Raw genomic sequence first — 17585 nt, 5'->3', positions numbered from 1 at the left:
CTCAGTTCACGATTCCTCCGATGGCCTGAGTCAACGCTTGGCCCGCCTCGATCACGGGGCGGCTGAGCTTTTCGATCCCATCCTCGCGCACCCGGCTGGTGGGTCCAGAAACGGAAATCCCCGCAACCGCTTCACCGTTCACGTCGAACACCGGCGCAGCGATACAGCGCATGCCTTCGTTCTTCTCTTCATTGTCGATCGAAAAGCCTCGCGAGCGGATAGAAGTCAGGTCTTGCTTCAGACTTTCTACAGTCGTAATCGACCGGCCCGTGAACGCCTGCAACTGGACCGAGGCCAGCAATCTGTCCAACCGGTCCTCATCCATATGCGCCAGCAGAATCTTCCCGATCCCAGATGCGTGCATTGGCGACAGTGTTCCGGGCGGGAAAAAAGCCCGGATGCTGGCATGCGTTTCCACCTGGCTTAGAAACAGAACCGAGCCTTCTTTCTGAATGCCCAAATTGGCGGTCTCACCCGTGGCTTCCATCAGCTTGCGCATCACCGGCCTTGCCCGATCCACAAGGCTGGTGCGCCGTAGAAATCGCGATCCTATGACAAAGGCGCGGGGGCCGATATGCCAGATCTGTTCGACGGGATCGAACTCTACGAGGCCTCTGCCCTCAAGCGTGACAAGGATGCGATAGACCGTGGCCGGGGACTGCTGCATTTCGTCGGACAGCATCGTCAATGACTTGCCTTGCGCCTCGCTCAGATACTCGAAAACCTCCATCGCTCGGTCGAGGGATTTGATCGTGTTCTGAGCCGTTTTGTCATCCCACCCTCGCGGCCTTCCCCTGGCTTTTCGAAGGGAGCCAGCGCCATTTTTTTGAGAAACCATAAGAACCTTCGGATTTTTTCGAAATTTTAATTCATCATATGAAAAACATAAGATACTGACAACTATAATTTAAATCGCGACTATTAGTTTTTGAAAATCGTTTTCAAAAAAATTTAAAATCAAGAAGCTTGGCCTTAGGATGTCTCCAACGACGGAAGGAGACCATCCATGAGCTTTCAAAACCCCGTTTTCATTCCGGGCCCGACCAATATCCCTGAAAGCCTGCGCAAGGCTTGTGACATGCCCACGATCGACCACCGGTCGCCGCTGTTTGGGCAAATCCTGCATCCTGCCCGCGCAGGTGTTCGGAAAGTTCTGAAAAGCGACAGCGCCGAGGTGTTCATCTTCCCCTCGACCGGGACAGGCGGCTGGGAAACAGCGTTGACCAATACCCTATCCGCCGGAGACAAGGTTCTGGCCGCGCGCAACGGCATGTTCAGCCATCGCTGGATCGACATGTGCCAGCGCCACGGGCTAAATGTCGAGATCGTCGAAACCCCGTGGGGCCAGGGCCTGCCTGCCGACCGCTACAAAGAGATTCTGACTGCCGACGCGAACCACGAGATCAAAGCCGTGCTTGCCACGCACAACGAAACCGCGACTGGCGTAAAGTCGGACATCGCTGCCGTTCGCAAGGCGCTGAACGCGGCAGGGCATCCTGCATTGCTGTTCGTTGATGGTGTTTCGTCCATCGCGTCGATGGATTTCCGCTTTGATGAGTGGGGCGTCGATGTGGCCGTCACCGGATCGCAAAAAGGGTTCATGCTGCCTGCTGGTCTCGCAATCGTCGGCTTTAGCCAGAAGGCGATGGAGGCGACCAAAACTGGCACCCTGCCCCGCACCTTCTTTGACGTACACGACATGGCCAAGGGCTACGCAAACAGCGCCTATCCTTACACGCCTGCCGTCGGCTTGATGAACGGCCTAAACCAAGCCTGCGACATGTTGCTCAAGGAAGGGTTGGAGAACGTCTTTGCCCGCCATACCCGCATCGCCGAAGGGGTGCGTGCCGCTGTAGGCGCATGGGGGCTGGAGCTTTGTGCCGCGAACCCTGCGGTTTATTCCGACACGGTCAGCGCGATCCTCACGCCGGATGGCTTCAACGCGACCGATATCGTCACCCATGCCGCCGAGAAATACGGTGTCGCCTTTGGCGTCGGCCTTGGCAAAGTCGCCGGCAAGGTCTTCCGGATCGGACATCTGGGCAGCCTGACGGATGTCATGGCCCTGTCGGGGATCGCGACGGCCGAAATGTGCATGGTCGATCTGGGCCTCAACATCCAACTGGGCTCGGGCGTGGCGGCGGCGCAGGAATACTATCGCGGCCATCCAGCCGCCGTTCAGAAGGACGCTGCATGATGAAGGACCTCTCCATGTACATCCCGACCTATGAGGACATGCTCGAAGCGCATGACCGGATCGAGCCTCACATCCGACGGACCCCGGTTCGGACCTCGGACTACCTGAACGAATTGACGGGCGCCCAACTGTTCTTCAAATGCGAGAACTTTCAGGAACCGGGTGCCTTCAAGGTACGCGGTGCCACCAACGCAGTGTTCGGCCTTGACGAGGAACAGGCGCAGAAAGGTGTTGCCACCCATTCCTCCGGCAACCACGCGTCGTGCCTGTCCTACGCCGCATCGAGGCGCGGCATTCCGTGCAACGTGGTGATGCCGCGCACGGCACCGCAGGCCAAGAAAGACACGGTGCGTCGCTACGGAGGAAAAATCACCGAGTGTGAGCCTTCAACCACCTCTCGCGAGGCGACCTTCGCCCAGGTTCAGGCGGCCACGGGCGGGGATTTCGTCCATCCCTACAACGATCCGCGGGTGATCGCCGGACAGGGCACCTGTTCGCGCGAATTCATCGAACAGACCGATGGTCTGGACGCGGTGGTTGCCCCCATCGGCGGCGGCGGCATGGTGTCCGGCACGTGCCTGACCCTGTCCACCCTTGCGCCTGAAACCGATATCATTGCGGCGGAACCCGAACAGGCGGATGACGCCTATCGCAGTTTCAAGGCGGGCCACATCATCGCCGATGATGCGCCGAAGACCATTGCTGACGGCCTGTTGGTGCCCCTGAAAGATCTAACATGGCACTTCGTCTCGAACCACGTCTCCGATATCTACACGGCCTCTGAACAAGAGATCATCGACGCGATGAAGCTAACATGGAAACACCTTCGGATCGTGATGGAGCCGTCCTCGGCCGTGCCTCTGGCTACGATCCTCAAGAACCCCGACGCGTTTAAAGGCAAGCGGGTCGGCCTGATCATCACCGGTGGCAATGTCGATCTGGACAAGCTGCCCTGGCTGAACACCTGACCCAGTCGCAACAGACATCAATCCCGACACAGGAATACGGACATGAAAGATATGACCAATCTCGACGCATTCGAAGTAGGCTATGACATTCCGGCCAAGCCCGGAATGGATGAAGCAGATATCCAGACCCCCAGCCTTGTGCTGGATCTCGATGCACTTGAACGCAACATCAAGAAGATGGGCGACTATGCCAAGGCCCACGGTATGCGCCACCGAGTCCACGGTAAAATGCACAAATCCGTCGATGTGGCGAAACTTCAGGAACGCATCGGCGGAGCAGTGGGCGTGTGCTGTCAGAAGGTCTCAGAGGCCGAAGTTTTCGTGCGCGGTGGGATCAAGGACGTGTTGGTGTCGAACCAGGTGCGCGACCCTGCCAAGATCGACCGCCTGGCCAGCCTGCCAAAACTCGGCAGCCGCATTATCGTATGTGTCGACGATGTTGACAATGTCGCAGATCTTTCCAGAGCAGCCGTCGATCACGGCACTCAGCTTGAGGTCTTCGTCGAGATCGACTGCGGAGCGGGACGGTGCGGTGTGACCACTACGCCTCAGGTGATTGAAATTGCCAAAGCCGTCGAGGCGGCCGACAGTCTCAAATTCACCGGCATTCAAGCCTATCAGGGTGCGATGCAGCATCTCGACAGCTACGAGGCGCGCAAGGAAAAGCTGGATACCGCAATTGCGATGGTCAAAGACGCCGTTGACGGCCTGAAAGCCGAAGGCATCGATTGCGAGCTGGTTTCAGGCGGCGGCACCGGCTCTTACTACTTCGAGTCCAACTCGGGCGTATACAATGAGCTTCAATGCGGGTCCTATGCCTTCATGGATGCCGACTACGGTCGCATTCTGGACAAGGACGGTAACCGCATCGACCGTGGAGAGTGGGAGAACGCTCTGTTCATCCTGACGAGCGTCATGAGCCACGCCAAGGCTGACAAGGCGATCGTCGATGCGGGCCTCAAGGCGCAATCGGTAGACAGCGGCTTACCCGTCGTGTTTGGGCGCGACGATGTTGAGTACATCAAATGCTCGGACGAGCATGGCGTTGTGATGGATACGGATGGTGTCCTTAAGGTCAACGACAAGCTCAAGCTGGTGCCCGGTCACTGCGATCCGACAGCCAATGTGCATGATTGGTATGTCGGCGTGCGCAACGGCAAGGTCGAGGCGGTCTGGCCCGTATCCGCACGCGGCCGCGCCTACTAAGGCCAAACAATCAAAGAAACCTGGCTCGACAGAAGCCTGATCCTCGCCCGTGCGCCTCCGCTCCCTTCGGGACAAGCGCATGGGCGATCGAATTCCAAGTGGAGACTGAAATGTTGATCGTACCCGAGCGTGAGATCGCCGGATTGATGACCCGCCAAGCGGCCTTTGACGCCGTCGAAAGCGTCTTTGCAGCGATGGCCGCTGGCGATGCCTATAACTTCCCTGTCGTGCGAGAGGCCATCGGCCACGAGGACGCTCTGTATGGCTTCAAGGGTGGTTTTGACCGCGCCGGCCTGACTTTGGGCCTGAAGGCTGGCGGCTACTGGCCGAACAATCTTGAGAAACGCGGGTTGATCAACCACCAATCCACGGTTTTCCTGTTCGATCCCGACACAGGCAAACCTTCGGCGATGGTGGGCGGCAACCTGCTGACGGCGCTGCGCACAGCGGCGGCCTCGTCCGTGTCGATCAAACATCTGGCCCGCGCAGATGCCAACGTGATTGGCATGATCGGGGCGGGCCATCAGGCCGCCTTTCAACTACGCGCCGCGCTGGAACAGCGTAGCTTTGAAAAGGTCATTGGCTGGAACTACCACCCGGAAATGCTGCCCAATATCGAGAAAGTCGCTGTAGAGGCAGGCGTCCCGTTTGAGGCGGTCGAACTTGACGGAATGACCGAAGCGGATGTGATCATCTCAATCACTTCGGCCTTTGCGCCGTCGTTGATGTCGCACCATGTCAGCCCCGGAACGCATGTTGCTTGCATGGGGACAGACACCAAAGGCAAGCAAGAGGTCGAACCTTCCCTGCTGGCCAAGGCGCGTGTTTTTACCGACGAGGTCACGCAATCCGTCACCATTGGCGAGGCACAGCACGCCGTCGCCGAGGGACTGATCAGCCAAAGCGATGTCGCGCAGCTTGGCGCGGTCATCAATGGAACGCATGAGGGCCGCTCGGCAGATGATCAGATCACATTGTTCGACGGCACAGGCGTAGGCCTGCAGGATCTTGCGGTGGCCGCAGCGGTGGTCGACCTTGCCGTAGAAAAAGGGATCGCTATCGAGGTCGATTTCTAACGCCATTGGGCCACGTCCTGCTATCGTCTTACTTGCAGCACGCGGCCCTCTGCACATCGTAGCTAACGCTGGAATAGACGTATCGACCTGCTGCTGGGAACAGTGCCTTTGACAACATCCGCTTCAAAGACCAATTAGATTTTTCCACAACAAAACGGCGTGCCTCAACACGCCGTTTTCGATGGCCTCGTAAAACTCACTGATGATCATCGCGACCGACCGAGCCAAAACCATGCCCGGACAGGCCGCCGGACACTTCTTCGGTCGCTTCGTCGGATAGTTCCTCTGGAAGAACCAGGTTTAAGACAATTGCGATGACGGCGGCGGGCAGGATACCCGATGTGGCCAGAACCTTGATGGTCCCAGGAAGATGCTGCAATGCACCCGGCTCTAGCTGCAGACCCAGCCCCAGGCTCAAGGATATCGCAAAGATCACCATATTGCGGCGGCTCCAGTTCACGTCTGACAGCATCGACACACCCGCCGCAACGACCATGCCGAACATGACGATGACGCCGCCGCCCAGAACCTCGATCGGGATGGACGAGATAATCGCACCGATTTTCGGAACAAGGCCGCATACGATCAGGAAAAGCGCACCGATCGTCACGACCGATCTGCTCATGACCCCGGTCATGGCAATCAGGCCAACGTTCTGACTGAATGATGTATTCGGCAAAGCTCCGAACAGGCCAGACAGCGCGGTGCCTATCCCATCGGCGAAGGTCGCACCTTGAATTTCGCTGTCGGTTGCCTCACGTCCCGCACCTCCTTTAGTGATACCGGAAACATCCCCGACAGTTTCAACCGCTGACACAAAAGACATCGCACAGAAGCCGACAATGGCCGCGACCGAGAACTCGATCCCAAAATGCAACGGATTGGGCAGTGCGAAAGAGGCGGCACGCCCAACACTGCCCAAACTCACTTGGCCAAAAACAAAGGCCACGGTATACCCGACCAAGAGGCCGATCAGTACCGCGGAAACCGACAACATCCCCCGCGCGAAAAACTTGAGCCCGAGGGTCACGACGATGACAACCCCAGCCATGAACCAGTTCAAACCCGAGCCATATTCATCAGTTCCGATGGCGGGAACACCACCAGCGGCGTATTGGACACCCACTTTCACCAGTGCCAGGCCGATCATGGTGACCACTAGGCCAGTCACCAGAGGTGGAAGGGCAAAGCGGATACGCCCAATGAACATCCCCAGAAAAGCGTGGAATAGCCCACCAACCACAACGCCGCCCATCAGGACCGCAATGGCATCCACGCCTTTACCGACCACCAGCGGGATCATGATTGGGATGAAGGCAAACGAAGTCCCCTGAACGATCGGTAGCCTTGCGCCAACAGGACCCACGCCAATGGATTGCAATAAAGTAGCGACGCCCGCGAAGAACATAGACATCTGGATCATGTAGATCATCTGAGGGAAATCGGGGCTGTCTGATCCGAAACCAAATCCTGCGGCACCACAAACGATGATAGCTGGCGTGACGTTTGATACGAACATCGCCAGCACATGCTGAATTCCTAGTGGCACTGCCTTGACGAGCGGGGGTGAGTAATTCGGATCTCGGAGCTGCTCGGGCGTACCGATCGATGCATCTGACACTGTGTTTCCCTCCTTGAAATGACGATAGTCTGCGCCTTTTGTCGGCGCTTTTTCTTATTCAATGATCGAGAACGGCACCTCGAACCAATGCTCCTGTAGGTTGGGTCCAGTTCCAATTCTATCCACGACCGCAAAAAGCCCCGGATCATGGAGCGGGGTCAGAACTCCGTGCCAAGTGTTGCGATGATAATTCACCCCCTGCCCCGGTGCGGTTTTGAAGGCGATTGGGAGGCCGGGTTTTCCATCTTCATCTGGCGCGACAACCACAACGAACGGCTTTTCGTACAATGGTAGAAACGCCTGACTGCCGTCAGGGTGACGCTCCATCATATCCAGCCTGATTGGCAGGCTGAAAGCCTCGGACTGGAACACGCTGATCCCCGCACGGCCGTCTTGGAAATCCAATTCCGCGCGGTCGTGATAGCGGGCGCACTTACCCTGATTGATGTACTTATCCACCTCACCCGCCGCTTGGATCACATCTCCAAACGGCGCAAGGGCTTCTGGGGTCAGGGGCTGCAACTTCAGCTCGATGGTCATTCCGAGAACTTCTCGATCAAGCGCAGCTCGGCGATCCGTTCGACCTGTCTGCAAGCTTCGTCGAACTCGGTGTTCCGATCACTGTCAATGCGACGGTGAAAGGCCTCCAGGATGCTGGCCTTCGTGTTGTCCTTGACGGCGATGATGAAAGGAAAGCCGAATTTGGCCGTGTAGGCCTCATTCAACGCGGTAAAGGTTTCGCGTTCTTCATCTGTCAGCATGTCCAGACCGGCCCCAGCCTGTTCCGCCGTGCTTTCCTTGGTCAGCCGCCCGGCGGCGGCAAGCTTGCCCGCCAGATCCGGGTGCGCCGTCAGAACGTGAAGGCGTTGCTCGGTCGTGGCGGTACGGAATACACGCGCAAGCGCATTGTGGACACCAGCGGCATTGTCATGGGTCGGTCCCAATTCAAAGTCAAACGCGCCTTCGGCAATCCAAGGGCTGTGTTCGAACACGCCGCCAAATTCGGACACAAAGGTCGGCAGGTCCATTTCGGACGGGGTGAGGCGTTGCATCGGTGGGTGCTCCCTTGCCCAGTGATCGGCAATCTGTTCGCGTGTCGCGAACCAGACGCCGTCGTGTTTTCTAAAGTACTCAAGCGCGCGTTTCAGCGCCATGGCGCGACCCGGACGACCGATCAAGCGGCAGTGCAACCCGATCGAGAGCATTTTCGGCATACCCGCTGTGCCCTCGGCATAGAGCATGTCGAAACTGTCTTTTAGATAGCTTTCGAACTGCTCACCATTTGTGTATCCGGCCTGAATCGCGAAACGCATATCGTTGCAATCCATCGTATAGGGCACGATCAGCTGATCCTTGCCCCCTGCCTTGATCCAATAGGGCAGATCATCGGCGTAGCTGTCCGCGATATAGGCAAAGTCACCCTCTTCGGCGGCAAGTTTGATCGTGTTCATTGAACACCGACCAGTATACCAACCGCGCGGAGGCTGGCCGGTGACTTCCTTGTGCAAACGGATGGCTTCGCGGATTTGGGCACGCTCGTCTTGTGGGTCCATATCCTTGTGTTCGATCCATTTCAGCCCGTGGCTCGCGATCTCCCAGCCAGCATTTTTCATCGCCGCAACCTGCGCCGGGGCACGTGCCAGAGCGGTCGCCACGCCATAAACGGTCACTGGCAGGTCCTGCAAAAGGTGGTGAATACGCCAGAACCCGGCACGGCTGCCGTATTCGTAGATCGATTCCATGTTCCAGTGCCGCTGTCCCGGCCAGGGGGCCGCACCAGTGATCTCGGACAGAAACGCCTCAGAGGCCGCGTCACCGTGCAAGATGTTGTTTTCGCCACCTTCTTCATAGTTCAATACGATCTGAATCGCGATCCGGGCCCCATTGGGCCAGTTGGCTTTGGGCATTTGACTGCCATAGCCGGTCATATCTCGTGGATAAGGCTTCACATCTGTTTCCTTCTTCTTGAGTTCCTCAATACTCCGGATAATCAAAGAAATTTTTCAAAAAATACGAAAAGCAGCTTCGGATAGTCTGGCTTTGCCCTCGGAGGAGAAAACAGACTAAGGAATAAGCAACTTTAGGAGTGGCACAAATGACCGGTTACCTTACCACACATGTTCTAGATACTGCACGGGGATGCCCCGCCGAGGGGCTGAAAATCGAGCTGTACCGCATCAATGGCACAGACCGCACCTTGCTGAAAGCACTGGTAACAAATGACGACGGCAGAACCGACGAACAGATTCTGCCGCAATCCGAGTTTTCAACGGGCGAATACGAGCTGATCTTCTATGCCGGCGCGTACCTTGATGCATCGGGCACGCCACCCGAAGATCCTCGCTTTCTGGATGTGATACCTATCCGGTTCGGGATGTCCGAGCAGTCTCACTATCACGTGCCGCTTCTTCTATCCCCATTTGGATACTCGACCTATCGCGGCAGCTAAGCTCTCCGATTTAGGCATTCGCGGATATCGAGGACCCGATACGCTCTATAATGAACTCCATGAAAAGCCGCGTTTTGGGGTCTTGCATGCGGCGGTGCGTAAACAGGCACGCCATCTGAATAGGTTCCGGCGGCGTTTCTGTTGCAACCGGAACCAGATTTCCGGCCTTAAGGTGCTGTGCAATCTCAAAGATCGGCTTGAGCGCGATCCCTTGACCCGCAAGGGCCCAATCCGTCAACACATCCCCATCGTCCGATTCATAGCGACCAGAGACGCGGAATCGCTTTGGCCCCGAAGCGGTCCTGAGCAGCCATTGAAACTCGGTCGCGCCTGGAAAGCGCAGGTTGAGACATTCGTGATTGTCGGCGATCAAATCGTCTCCACTTGCCGGCATCCCACGTTTCTTGATGTATTTCGGAGAGGCGCACAGAACCCTTTCCACATCGGCGATCTTGCGAATGCGCAAATTACTATCCTCGGGCTGCCCTAGGAAAAACGCAAGATCCAGACCTTCTGTTGTCAGGTCGACTTTTCGATCTGTCAGCCTCAGCCTGACATTGACCTCTGGGTAATCGGCCAAAAACTTTGGAACCTGTGGCGCGATCAGCCTGCGACCGACACCCAATGGCGCAGCGACATAGAGAGATCCTTTTAGATTCTCGGTAATATTGACGATCTGCGCCTCGGCGTTTTCGACGGCCTCAAGGATCTCAGCGGCCCCCCGATAAAACGATTGCCCTTGTTCGGTCGGCGTTAGGCTGCGCGTCGTGCGTTGAAACAGTCGCACACCCAGATGCTCTTCCAGTTGCGATATTCGCGCCGAGGTGACAGCCGGAGAAACCCTTAGGTCACGACCAGCGGCCGACATGCTGCCCAACTCGTAGACTCGGACAAAGGTTCTGATGTTATCTAGATAGGACATTTTTTTGCATTTTTTGATACTGCTTGGTCTTTGCTAGCAATACCAGAACAAAGCAGTCTCGCATAGAGTGAGCGGAAGCAAAGAATCTTAGGAGCAAACCCATGTATGATCTGGCCGTAATGTGGGAGTGGATTGCCTTTTCGGTCCGCTGGCTGCATGTGATCACTGCTATGGCGTGGATTGGGGCATCTTTCTACTTTATCGCTTTGGACCTGATGCTTAAGCCGAACCCAGCGCTGCCGGATGGGGCCTATGGCGAGGAATGGGAAGTCCATGGCGGCGGATTTTACCACACCGTAAAATACCTCGTGGCCCCCGCCCGGATGCCCGAACATCTGACCTGGCACAAATGGCAAAGCTACACGACATGGCTGTCCGGCGCCGCGCTTCTGATGATCATTTACTGGGTCGGAGGAGAGCTGTTCCTTCTAGACCCAACCAAGGTCGATCTGGCGCTGTGGCAGGGAATTCTGATCTCAGGCGGTTCGCTGACCATCGGTTGGCTGCTCTATGACCAAATGTGCAAATCCAAGCTGAGCGATCATCCCACTTTGCTGATGCTGTTGTTGTTCGTGATCCTGGTGATCATGTCCTGGGGCTATAACCAGATATTCACCGGACGGGCCGCGCTACTGCATCTTGGGGCGTTTACCGCAACGATCATGACGGCGAATGTGTTCTTTCAGATCATGCCGAACCAGCGCGTCGTGGTCGCCGATCTCAAGGCCGGTCGGACCCCGGACGCCAAGTACGGCAAAATTGCCAAGGTGCGTTCGACGCATAACAACTATCTGACCTTGCCGGTCGTGTTCCTGATGCTGTCGAACCACTACCCGCTGGCGTTCGGCACTGAGTATTCATGGATCATTGCAAGCCTGATCTTCCTGACCGGGGTCACCATTCGCCACTATTTCAACACGATGCATGCGACCGGAACAGGCCCGCATTGGACCTGGGCAGTCACGGTCCTGCTGATGATCGCGATTGCATGGCTGTCCTCAGTCCGATCCGGCGAGACATGGGAAGAGGCCGAAGCGCGCGAACTAACACCCTATGAACAGAAATTCGCCTCGGCCGAGGGGTTCGAGGCCGCTTATGACACGGTTCTGGGCAATTGCTCCATGTGTCACGCACGCGAGCCGGTCTACGGCACATTGAAATGGGCGCCCAAGAAAGTGTATCTTGAAACGCCCGGCGATGTCGCCCGTCAGGCTGATCAAATCTATCTGCAGGCCGGGATCAGCCACGCGATGCCTCCGCCAGCCGCGGTTCAAATGGATGACGAAGCCCGTCAGACCATCATCGCATGGGTGCGTGAAGTCAGGGGCCAGTAAGCCCAGACTTGTAACAAGTGATACAGGCCCCGCCTGCTGCTTTATCCAAAGAACCTTTTGCTGTTTTTCGCGATGTGTTCGACGAACAGGCGTACTTTGGGATCCTGAAGTTTCTTATGCGGATAGAGGCAGCCGAAGATGGTCGGCAATGGCGGTGTCGCGGGTAGAACCTCAACCAACTGGCCTGACGCGAGATACTCTTTCACATCAAAGCGCGGTTTGTTGACGATCCCTTTGCCTGCCAAAGCCCAATCCGTCAGGACATCGCCATCATCCGCATCGTATTTGCCCCGAACCTCCAGTTTGCGCGGGCCCATGTCGGTGTTCAAAGTCCAGAAATACTCGGGCGATCTGGGATAGCGCAGCAGCAGGCAATTGTGCGGAGAGTGCAATAGGTCATCCGGCGTTTTGGGTACGCCGAAATTCGAAAGATATTCGGGCGAGGCACATAGCAGCCGGTCACAATCCGCAAATTTCCGCAGTTTCATCGTGGAATCACCCGGCTCTCCGATAAAGAACGCGATATCCAAACCATCGGCCATAATGTCCACTTTGCGGTCAGACAGGCGCATACGGATCTCAGTCTCTGGATAACGCTCCGAGAAATCCGGCACCAGCGGCGCAACGATTCTGCGCCCAACCCCCAGCGGCGCGGTGATGCGGATCGCCCCGCGGGGAGCGTCCGAAAAACTGGCGACGCGCGCCTCGGCGTGGTCCAGCGCCAGCAAAACGGCTTTGGCCTCATCATAGAAGACCTCGCCGACCTCTGTTGCCGTCATCGAGCGAGTCGTTCTGTTGAACAGGCGCACGCCCAAGTGGTTTTCCAGCTCTTTCAGACGTTTGCTTGCCACCGCGGGTGTCAGGCGCAGATCACGGCCACCGGACGTGATGCTGCCCAGCTCCATCACCCTAACGAAGACCCGCAAGCTTTCGATGTATGACATTCATTCCTCCCACTGCGGGAAGACTGCGATGGCGGGATTTCTTTTTCAACGTTTTGTTGAAAGTATTTGTCATTTCCGACGATTTTAAGACTCAATCTCTGACTCTATGGTCCTGCGGCGACCCACCCGAAGGCAGGTTTAGAGGGAGACTAGCATGACGCCGCGCACTGACATCCGATTTGTCCTGAATGGCAAGGATGTATCTGTTCCAGACGTATCAGCCGACCAGACTCTTCTGGATTTTCTACGTCTCGAACGACGGCTGACCGGCACCAAGGAAGGCTGCGCCGAAGGGGATTGCGGTGCATGTACCGTGCTTGTCGGGCGGCTTGGGCAGGCGGGTCTTTCCTATGCTCCGGTGAATGCGTGCATTCGGTTCCTCGCCTCTTTAGACGGCTGCCATGTCGTGACGGTTGAGCATCTGTCCGGCCCCGACGGTCGCCTGCATCCGGTACAGCAAGCCATGGTGGACCATCACGGCAGCCAATGCGGGTTCTGCACGCCGGGCTTCGTCATGGCGCTTTATGCGCTGTGGATGCAAACGCCCGAGCCAACAGAGGCGCAGGTCGAAACCGCGTTGCAGGGCAATTTGTGCCGCTGCACCGGGTATGAGCCGATCATTCGGGCGGCCGTTGCAGTCAGTCGCTACGGCATTCCGGCCTCGGACCACCTGAACACCGAACGTGAGGCCATGACCGCGCGTCTGGCAGCGTTGAAAGACGAGCGGCGCGTCGTCTCGGGACCGCAGGACAATCTGAGCATCCTTCCCTCCAGCGTGGATGATCTGGCCGAGTGCCTGCAGACTTACCCAGAGGCCACCATTGTCGCGGGTGCAACGGATGTGGGCCTTTGGGTCACGAAATTCCTGCGCAAAATCGGACCGGCGATCTTTACCGGACATCTCGAAGACCTGAAAGCGGTCGAAAAACAGGGCCAGCACCTGCGGATCGGTGCAGGTGCCAGCTACACCGATTGCCAGGACCTACTGTCCGAGCATCTACCGCACCTCACCTCATACTGGGATCGTATTGCCGGGTGGCAGGTGCGCAACATGGGCACAGTGGGCGGCAACATCGCCAACGGCTCTCCCATCGGGGACACGCCGCCTGTGCTGATCGCGCTTGGAGCGGAAATCACACTGCGGCGAGGGTCGGATGTGCGGACCTTGCCGCTGGACGCATTCTTCATTGACTACGGCAAGCAAGATCGCCAACCGGACGAGTTTGTGGAAAGCATACGTGTTCCTCTACCCCAGCCAAAGGAAATGAACGCTGCCTACAAGATCTCGAAGCGCCGCGATGAGGATATCTCATCGGTGGCGGCAGGTATTCATATGTCGGTTGAAGATGGCATCATCTGCGACGCCCGCATCGCCATGGGTGGCATGGCCGCGACGCCAAAGCGCGCAGCTGCTGCCGAGGCTGCTCTGAACGGTCAACCCTGGTCGCGCGAAAGTTTCGAAGCGGCGGCAACGGCTCTGGCTCAGGATTTCTCGCCCCTGACCGATTGGCGCGCCTCGTCCGACTATCGGATGCTAACGGCCCAGAACCTGCTGCGTCGGTTCTTCCTCGAACATGACGCCCAGACCGACACCCCCGTTCAACTGGCCTGTGCGTAACAAGGAGACGACACCATGAAAGACACCGTTTCCATCGTTGGGGCCGCCCACACCGACGTCAACCACGACAGCGCGATCAAGCATGTTACCGGAGGGGCCGATTACACCGACGATATCACCCTGCCCCAAGGCGCGCTGCACGCCTATCTTGGCGTGTCCGATGTGGCCCATGCCAAACTGTTGGGCATCGATTTTGCGAAGGTTCTGGCGACACCCGGCGTTGTTGGTGTTCTGACGGCAGATGACGTGCCGGGGGTCAATGACATCAGCCCAACGCATCTGAACGACGAGCCGGTTTTCCCAACTGACGCCATTCAATTTCACGGCCAACCCCTGTTTGCCGTCATAGCCGAGACTCGCGACATCGCACGCCGTGCCGCCGAGCTGGCAGAGATCGAATACGAAACCCTGCCCCATGCGCTTGACCCCATTGAGGCCCAGAACGCCGGCTACCCGCATGTCACCGCCCCTCTTAAGCTAGAGCGCGGGGATGTTGCCCCCGCTCAGGCTGCGGCCCCCAATCGGATCCAAGGCCGGATGCGCGTTGGCGGTCAGGACCACATGTACCTTGAAGGTCACATCGCCTTTGCCATTCCGGGCGAAGATGACGATGTGGTCGTGCATTGTTCGACCCAACATCCATCTGAGGCGCAGCATATGGTGGCCCATGTTCTTGGGGTGCCGTCCAATGCGGTTGTGGTCGATGTCCGCCGCATGGGTGGCGGCTTTGGCGGCAAGGAAAGCCAAATGAACCTGTTCTGCGTTGTGGCCGCCATGGCCGCGAAAAAGTGGAACCGGGCCGTCAAAATCAGACCCGACCGGGATCAGGATATGACGGCGACCGGCAAACGCCATGACTTTGTGGTCGACTATGACGTGGCCTTTGACGATGCCGGTCGCATTCAGGCTGTTGAAAGCAGCTTTGCCGCACGCTGCGGGTTCTCGGCTGACCTGTCGGGACCGGTGACCGACCGGGCGCTGTTTCATGCGGATAACGCCTATTTCTACCCGAATGTGCGCCTTAACAGCCACCCGATGAAAACCAACACGGTCTCAAACACCGCTTTCCGCGGATTTGGCGGGCCGCAGGGGGTGATCGCGGCGGAAAGGATGATCGAGGAAATTGCATACGCCACGGGACAAGACCCTCTGGATGTGCGCAAGGCCAATTTCTATGGCACCGAAGAGCGGAATGTGACGCCTTATCATCAGGTGGTCGAAGACAGCATTCTGGAGCGGCTGGTTGGAGAGCTGGAGCAGACCTCAGACTACCGCCAGCGCCGTCAGGACATTATCGCATTCAACCAATCCTCCCCGATCCTGAAAAAAGGCATCGCGCTGACGCCGGTGAAATTCGGCATCTCGTTCACAGCGACGTGGTACAATCAGGCCGGCGCGCTGGTGCATGTCTACAAAGATGGTTCGATCCATCTGAACCACGGCGGCACCGAAATGGGGCAAGGCCTCAACACCAAGGTCGCGCAGGTGGTGGCTGGGGCCTTTCAGGTTGATTTCAGCCGGATCAAAATCACCAAAACCACGACCGAGAAGGTCCCAAACACATCCGCCACCGCAGCCTCAAGCGGAACCGATCTGAACGGAATGGCCGCGTTGAATGCGGTTGAGCAGATCAAGGAACGGTTGGTGAAATTCGCCTCGGAAACATGGGATGTAAGCCCCGAGCAGGTGATCTTCCTCGCCAATCATGTCCATATCGGCGAAGATGTTCTGCCCTTCGATGCCTTCATCAAACAGGCCTATCTGGCGCGTGTGCAGCTGTCGGCTGCCGGTTTCTACAAGACCCCCAAGATCCACTGGGACCGGGACAAGGGGCAAGGCCGCCCGTTCTACTACTACGCCTATGGGGCATCCTGTTCGGAAGTGACCATAGATACCCTGACAGGAGAATATCGGGTCGATCGCACGGATGTGCTGCACGATGTCGGACGCTCACTGAATCCCGTTCTCGATAAGGGTCAGGTTGAAGGGGCCTTTGTTCAGGGCATGGGCTGGCTGACCACCGAAGAGCTTTGGTGGGATGATGCCGGTCGCCTGCGCACCCATGCTCCGTCGACATACAAGATCCCGCTGGCCTCGGACCGCCCGCGTATCTTCAACGTGAAACTCGCCGATTGGTCGGAGAATCGAGAGTTGACGATCAAACGCTCCAAAGCCGTGGGCGAGCCGCCCTTCATGCTGGGAATTTCGGTGTTCGAGGCCCTGTCAATGGCTGTGGCATCCGTCGCCGACTACCGGGAATGTCCGCGCCTCGACGCCCCAGCCACGCCCGAGCGTGTCTTGATGGCCGTTGCCCGCCTGCAAAACGGTGCCTAAGCGATGCCTGCCGCGCAATCCCTCAAGACGTTTCTGTCCGAACAAAGCAGCGTGATCCGCATCGCGCTGACGCGTGTGCGCGGGTCTTCGCCGCGCAACGAAGGGACTGAGATGTTCGTGGCGCCAAATGCGCTTTGGGGGACGATCGGCGGTGGGCAATTGGAGTTCATGGCCATCAATGCCGCGCGAGACATGCTCCGGGACGGGTCGCTACACCGGGATATGGATGTGCCGCTCGGGCCCGAAATCGGCCAATGCTGCGGGGGACGGGTTGAATTGCAACTGACCCGTATGCGGTCCTCGGACAAGGGGGCCGCAACCGACCGAGCGGCGCGGCGCGACGATGCCTTACCGCATATCTACGTGATGGGGGCGGGTCATGTGGGACGCGCACTTGCGGATCTTTTTCAGCACTTGCCTGTGCGCTGCATCCTTGTCGACACACGGGCCGAGGAGATCGACCTCTGCACTGCGGATGTTGAAACCCGGCTGAGTGCAATCCCCGAAGCCGAAATCTACAGCGCGCCTGCGGGCAGCGCCTTTATCGTTCTGACCCATGATCACGGGCTTGATTTCCTGCTGACCACCGCCGCGCTTGAACGTCAGGACGCGGCCTATGTTGGCATGATCGGATCCGCGACCAAGCGGATCAAGCTGAGGAACTGGGCACATAAACAGTGTGACGGACAATCCATCGAACATTTGAGATGCCCCATCGGGGCAAGCGGTAGCCGCGACAAGCGGCCCAGCGTCATCGCCGCCTTCGTGGTGGCCGAGGTGATGGCTGAACTGACCTCTGAAACTGCCGCGACCGCCCCAACCGGGGCAACCAAGGCGCCCCATGCGGGCCAACATCACGACCGGAGAGGGAGATCCGCCTGACATCCACCAGGCAATTCCGGTCCTATCAGAGGAG

General features: G+C 57.8%; 15 protein-coding genes. 9 read left to right on the top strand and 6 right to left on the bottom strand.

The window, feature by feature from the left end:
• Window position 1: 1 nt before the first annotated feature.
• Window positions 2–838, bottom strand: coding sequence for an HTH-type transcriptional regulator BhcR (gene bhcR / locus ACR0AI_RS07100; protein ID WP_480672747.1), 837 nt, complete (start codon window positions 836–838; stop codon window positions 2–4).
• Window positions 839–1006: 168 nt separating this feature from the next.
• On the opposite strand from bhcR, the gene bhcA reads away from it, so the two are divergent.
• The 4 genes from bhcA to bhcD all read left to right on the top strand — a co-directional run bounded on the left by bhcA (window position 1007) and on the right by bhcD (window position 5447).
• Complete coding sequence (gene bhcA / locus ACR0AI_RS07095) at window positions 1007–2197, top strand: L-aspartate--glyoxylate aminotransferase BhcA (protein WP_480672745.1); 1191 nt, start codon at window positions 1007–1009, stop codon at window positions 2195–2197.
• Window positions 2197–3165 carry a beta-hydroxyaspartate dehydratase BhcB gene (gene bhcB, locus ACR0AI_RS07090; RefSeq protein ID WP_480672743.1) on the top strand — a complete coding sequence of 323 codons (969 nt, stop codon included), beginning with the start codon at window positions 2197–2199 and terminating at the stop codon, window positions 3163–3165. The genes bhcA and bhcB overlap by 1 nt, the downstream gene beginning before the upstream one ends.
• Window positions 3166–3207: 42 nt before the next feature.
• Window positions 3208–4371 (top strand): 3-hydroxy-D-aspartate aldolase BhcC, encoded by a 1164-nt coding sequence (gene bhcC / locus ACR0AI_RS07085; RefSeq protein WP_480672741.1) that lies wholly within the window; start codon window positions 3208–3210, stop codon window positions 4369–4371.
• 110 nt (window positions 4372–4481) lie between these two features.
• Window positions 4482–5447, top strand: a complete 966-nt coding sequence (bhcD, locus tag ACR0AI_RS07080) for an iminosuccinate reductase BhcD (RefSeq protein WP_480672739.1) — start codon at window positions 4482–4484, stop codon at window positions 5445–5447.
• Window positions 5448–5643: 196 nt separating this feature from the next.
• On the opposite strand, the gene ACR0AI_RS07075 is transcribed toward bhcD, so the two are convergent.
• The 3 genes from ACR0AI_RS07075 to puuE are packed head-to-tail and all read right to left on the bottom strand — an operon-like array spanning window position 5644 to window position 9017.
• Window positions 5644–7068, bottom strand: a complete 1425-nt coding sequence (locus tag ACR0AI_RS07075) for a uracil-xanthine permease family protein (protein ID WP_480672737.1) — start codon at window positions 7066–7068, stop codon at window positions 5644–5646.
• A gap of 54 nt (window positions 7069–7122) precedes the next feature.
• Window positions 7123–7608 carry an ureidoglycolate lyase gene (locus ACR0AI_RS07070; protein WP_480672735.1) on the bottom strand — a complete coding sequence of 162 codons (486 nt, stop codon included), beginning with the start codon at window positions 7606–7608 and terminating at the stop codon, window positions 7123–7125.
• A complete protein-coding gene (gene puuE, locus ACR0AI_RS07065) occupies window positions 7605–9017 on the bottom strand; it encodes an allantoinase PuuE (RefSeq protein ID WP_480672733.1) in 1413 nt (470 codons plus the stop codon). The genes ACR0AI_RS07070 and puuE overlap by 4 nt, the downstream gene beginning before the upstream one ends.
• A gap of 146 nt (window positions 9018–9163) precedes the next feature.
• On the opposite strand from puuE, the gene uraH reads away from it, so the two are divergent.
• Window positions 9164–9517: a hydroxyisourate hydrolase gene (uraH, locus tag ACR0AI_RS07060; RefSeq protein ID WP_170378283.1), complete on the top strand. Its 354-nt coding sequence runs from the start codon at window positions 9164–9166 to the stop codon at window positions 9515–9517.
• Between the two features lie 10 nt (window positions 9518–9527).
• Here uraH and ACR0AI_RS07055 read toward each other — a convergent pair whose 3' ends face one another.
• Entirely contained in the window at window positions 9528–10439 is a 912-nt protein-coding gene (locus tag ACR0AI_RS07055) for a LysR family transcriptional regulator (protein WP_480672731.1), read from the bottom strand.
• A 101-nt stretch (window positions 10440–10540) separates the two neighbouring features.
• Here ACR0AI_RS07055 and ACR0AI_RS07050 point away from each other — a divergent pair, with 101 nt between their 5' ends.
• A complete protein-coding gene (locus tag ACR0AI_RS07050; RefSeq protein ID WP_480672729.1) occupies window positions 10541–11773 on the top strand; it encodes a urate hydroxylase PuuD in 1233 nt (410 codons plus the stop codon).
• 41 nt (window positions 11774–11814) lie between these two features.
• Here ACR0AI_RS07050 and ACR0AI_RS07045 read toward each other — a convergent pair whose 3' ends face one another.
• The gene (locus tag ACR0AI_RS07045) at window positions 11815–12717 is read right to left on the bottom strand and encodes a LysR family transcriptional regulator (protein ID WP_480672727.1); all 903 of its coding nucleotides are present in this window, start codon (window positions 12715–12717) and stop codon (window positions 11815–11817) included.
• 154 nt (window positions 12718–12871) lie between these two features.
• Between ACR0AI_RS07045 and xdhA the strand changes: the two genes are divergently transcribed.
• From xdhA to xdhC, 3 genes are read left to right on the top strand one after another with little or no spacing between them, the layout of a single operon-like run.
• Window positions 12872–14335 (top strand): xanthine dehydrogenase small subunit, encoded by a 1464-nt coding sequence (gene xdhA / locus ACR0AI_RS07040; RefSeq protein ID WP_480672725.1) that lies wholly within the window; start codon window positions 12872–12874, stop codon window positions 14333–14335.
• A 15-nt stretch (window positions 14336–14350) separates the two neighbouring features.
• On the top strand, window positions 14351–16669 hold the full coding sequence (gene xdhB / locus ACR0AI_RS07035; RefSeq protein WP_480672723.1) for a xanthine dehydrogenase molybdopterin binding subunit: 2319 nt from the start codon (window positions 14351–14353) through the stop codon (window positions 16667–16669).
• 3 nt (window positions 16670–16672) lie between these two features.
• Window positions 16673–17551, top strand: a complete 879-nt coding sequence (xdhC, locus tag ACR0AI_RS07030; protein WP_480672721.1) for a xanthine dehydrogenase accessory protein XdhC — start codon at window positions 16673–16675, stop codon at window positions 17549–17551.
• The last annotated feature ends 34 nt before the right edge of the window (window positions 17552–17585 follow it).

It is taken from the genome of Ruegeria sp. BG3 (assembly GCF_056538485.1).
Note: the sequence above shows the minus strand (reverse complement) of the source record. Positions and strands in the feature narration are given on the sequence as shown.

Coding starts and splice junctions, on each gene's coding strand:
- bhcR (WP_480672747.1), bottom strand. CDS start 838: ATGGTTTCTCAAAAAAATGGCGCTGGCTCCCTTCGAAAAGCCAGGGGA.
- bhcA (WP_480672745.1), top strand. CDS start 1,007: ATGAGCTTTCAAAACCCCGTTTTCATTCCGGGCCCGACCAATATCCCT.
- bhcB (WP_480672743.1), top strand. CDS start 2,197: ATGAAGGACCTCTCCATGTACATCCCGACCTATGAGGACATGCTCGAA.
- bhcC (WP_480672741.1), top strand. CDS start 3,208: ATGAAAGATATGACCAATCTCGACGCATTCGAAGTAGGCTATGACATT.
- bhcD (WP_480672739.1), top strand. CDS start 4,482: ATGTTGATCGTACCCGAGCGTGAGATCGCCGGATTGATGACCCGCCAA.
- ACR0AI_RS07070 (WP_480672735.1), bottom strand. CDS start 7,608: ATGACCATCGAGCTGAAGTTGCAGCCCCTGACCCCAGAAGCCCTTGCG.
- uraH (WP_170378283.1), top strand. CDS start 9,164: ATGACCGGTTACCTTACCACACATGTTCTAGATACTGCACGGGGATGC.
- ACR0AI_RS07055 (WP_480672731.1), bottom strand. CDS start 10,439: ATGTCCTATCTAGATAACATCAGAACCTTTGTCCGAGTCTACGAGTTG.
- ACR0AI_RS07050 (WP_480672729.1), top strand. CDS start 10,541: ATGTATGATCTGGCCGTAATGTGGGAGTGGATTGCCTTTTCGGTCCGC.
- ACR0AI_RS07045 (WP_480672727.1), bottom strand. CDS start 12,717: ATGTCATACATCGAAAGCTTGCGGGTCTTCGTTAGGGTGATGGAGCTG.
- xdhA (WP_480672725.1), top strand. CDS start 12,872: ATGACGCCGCGCACTGACATCCGATTTGTCCTGAATGGCAAGGATGTA.
- xdhB (WP_480672723.1), top strand. CDS start 14,351: ATGAAAGACACCGTTTCCATCGTTGGGGCCGCCCACACCGACGTCAAC.
- xdhC (WP_480672721.1), top strand. CDS start 16,673: ATGCCTGCCGCGCAATCCCTCAAGACGTTTCTGTCCGAACAAAGCAGC.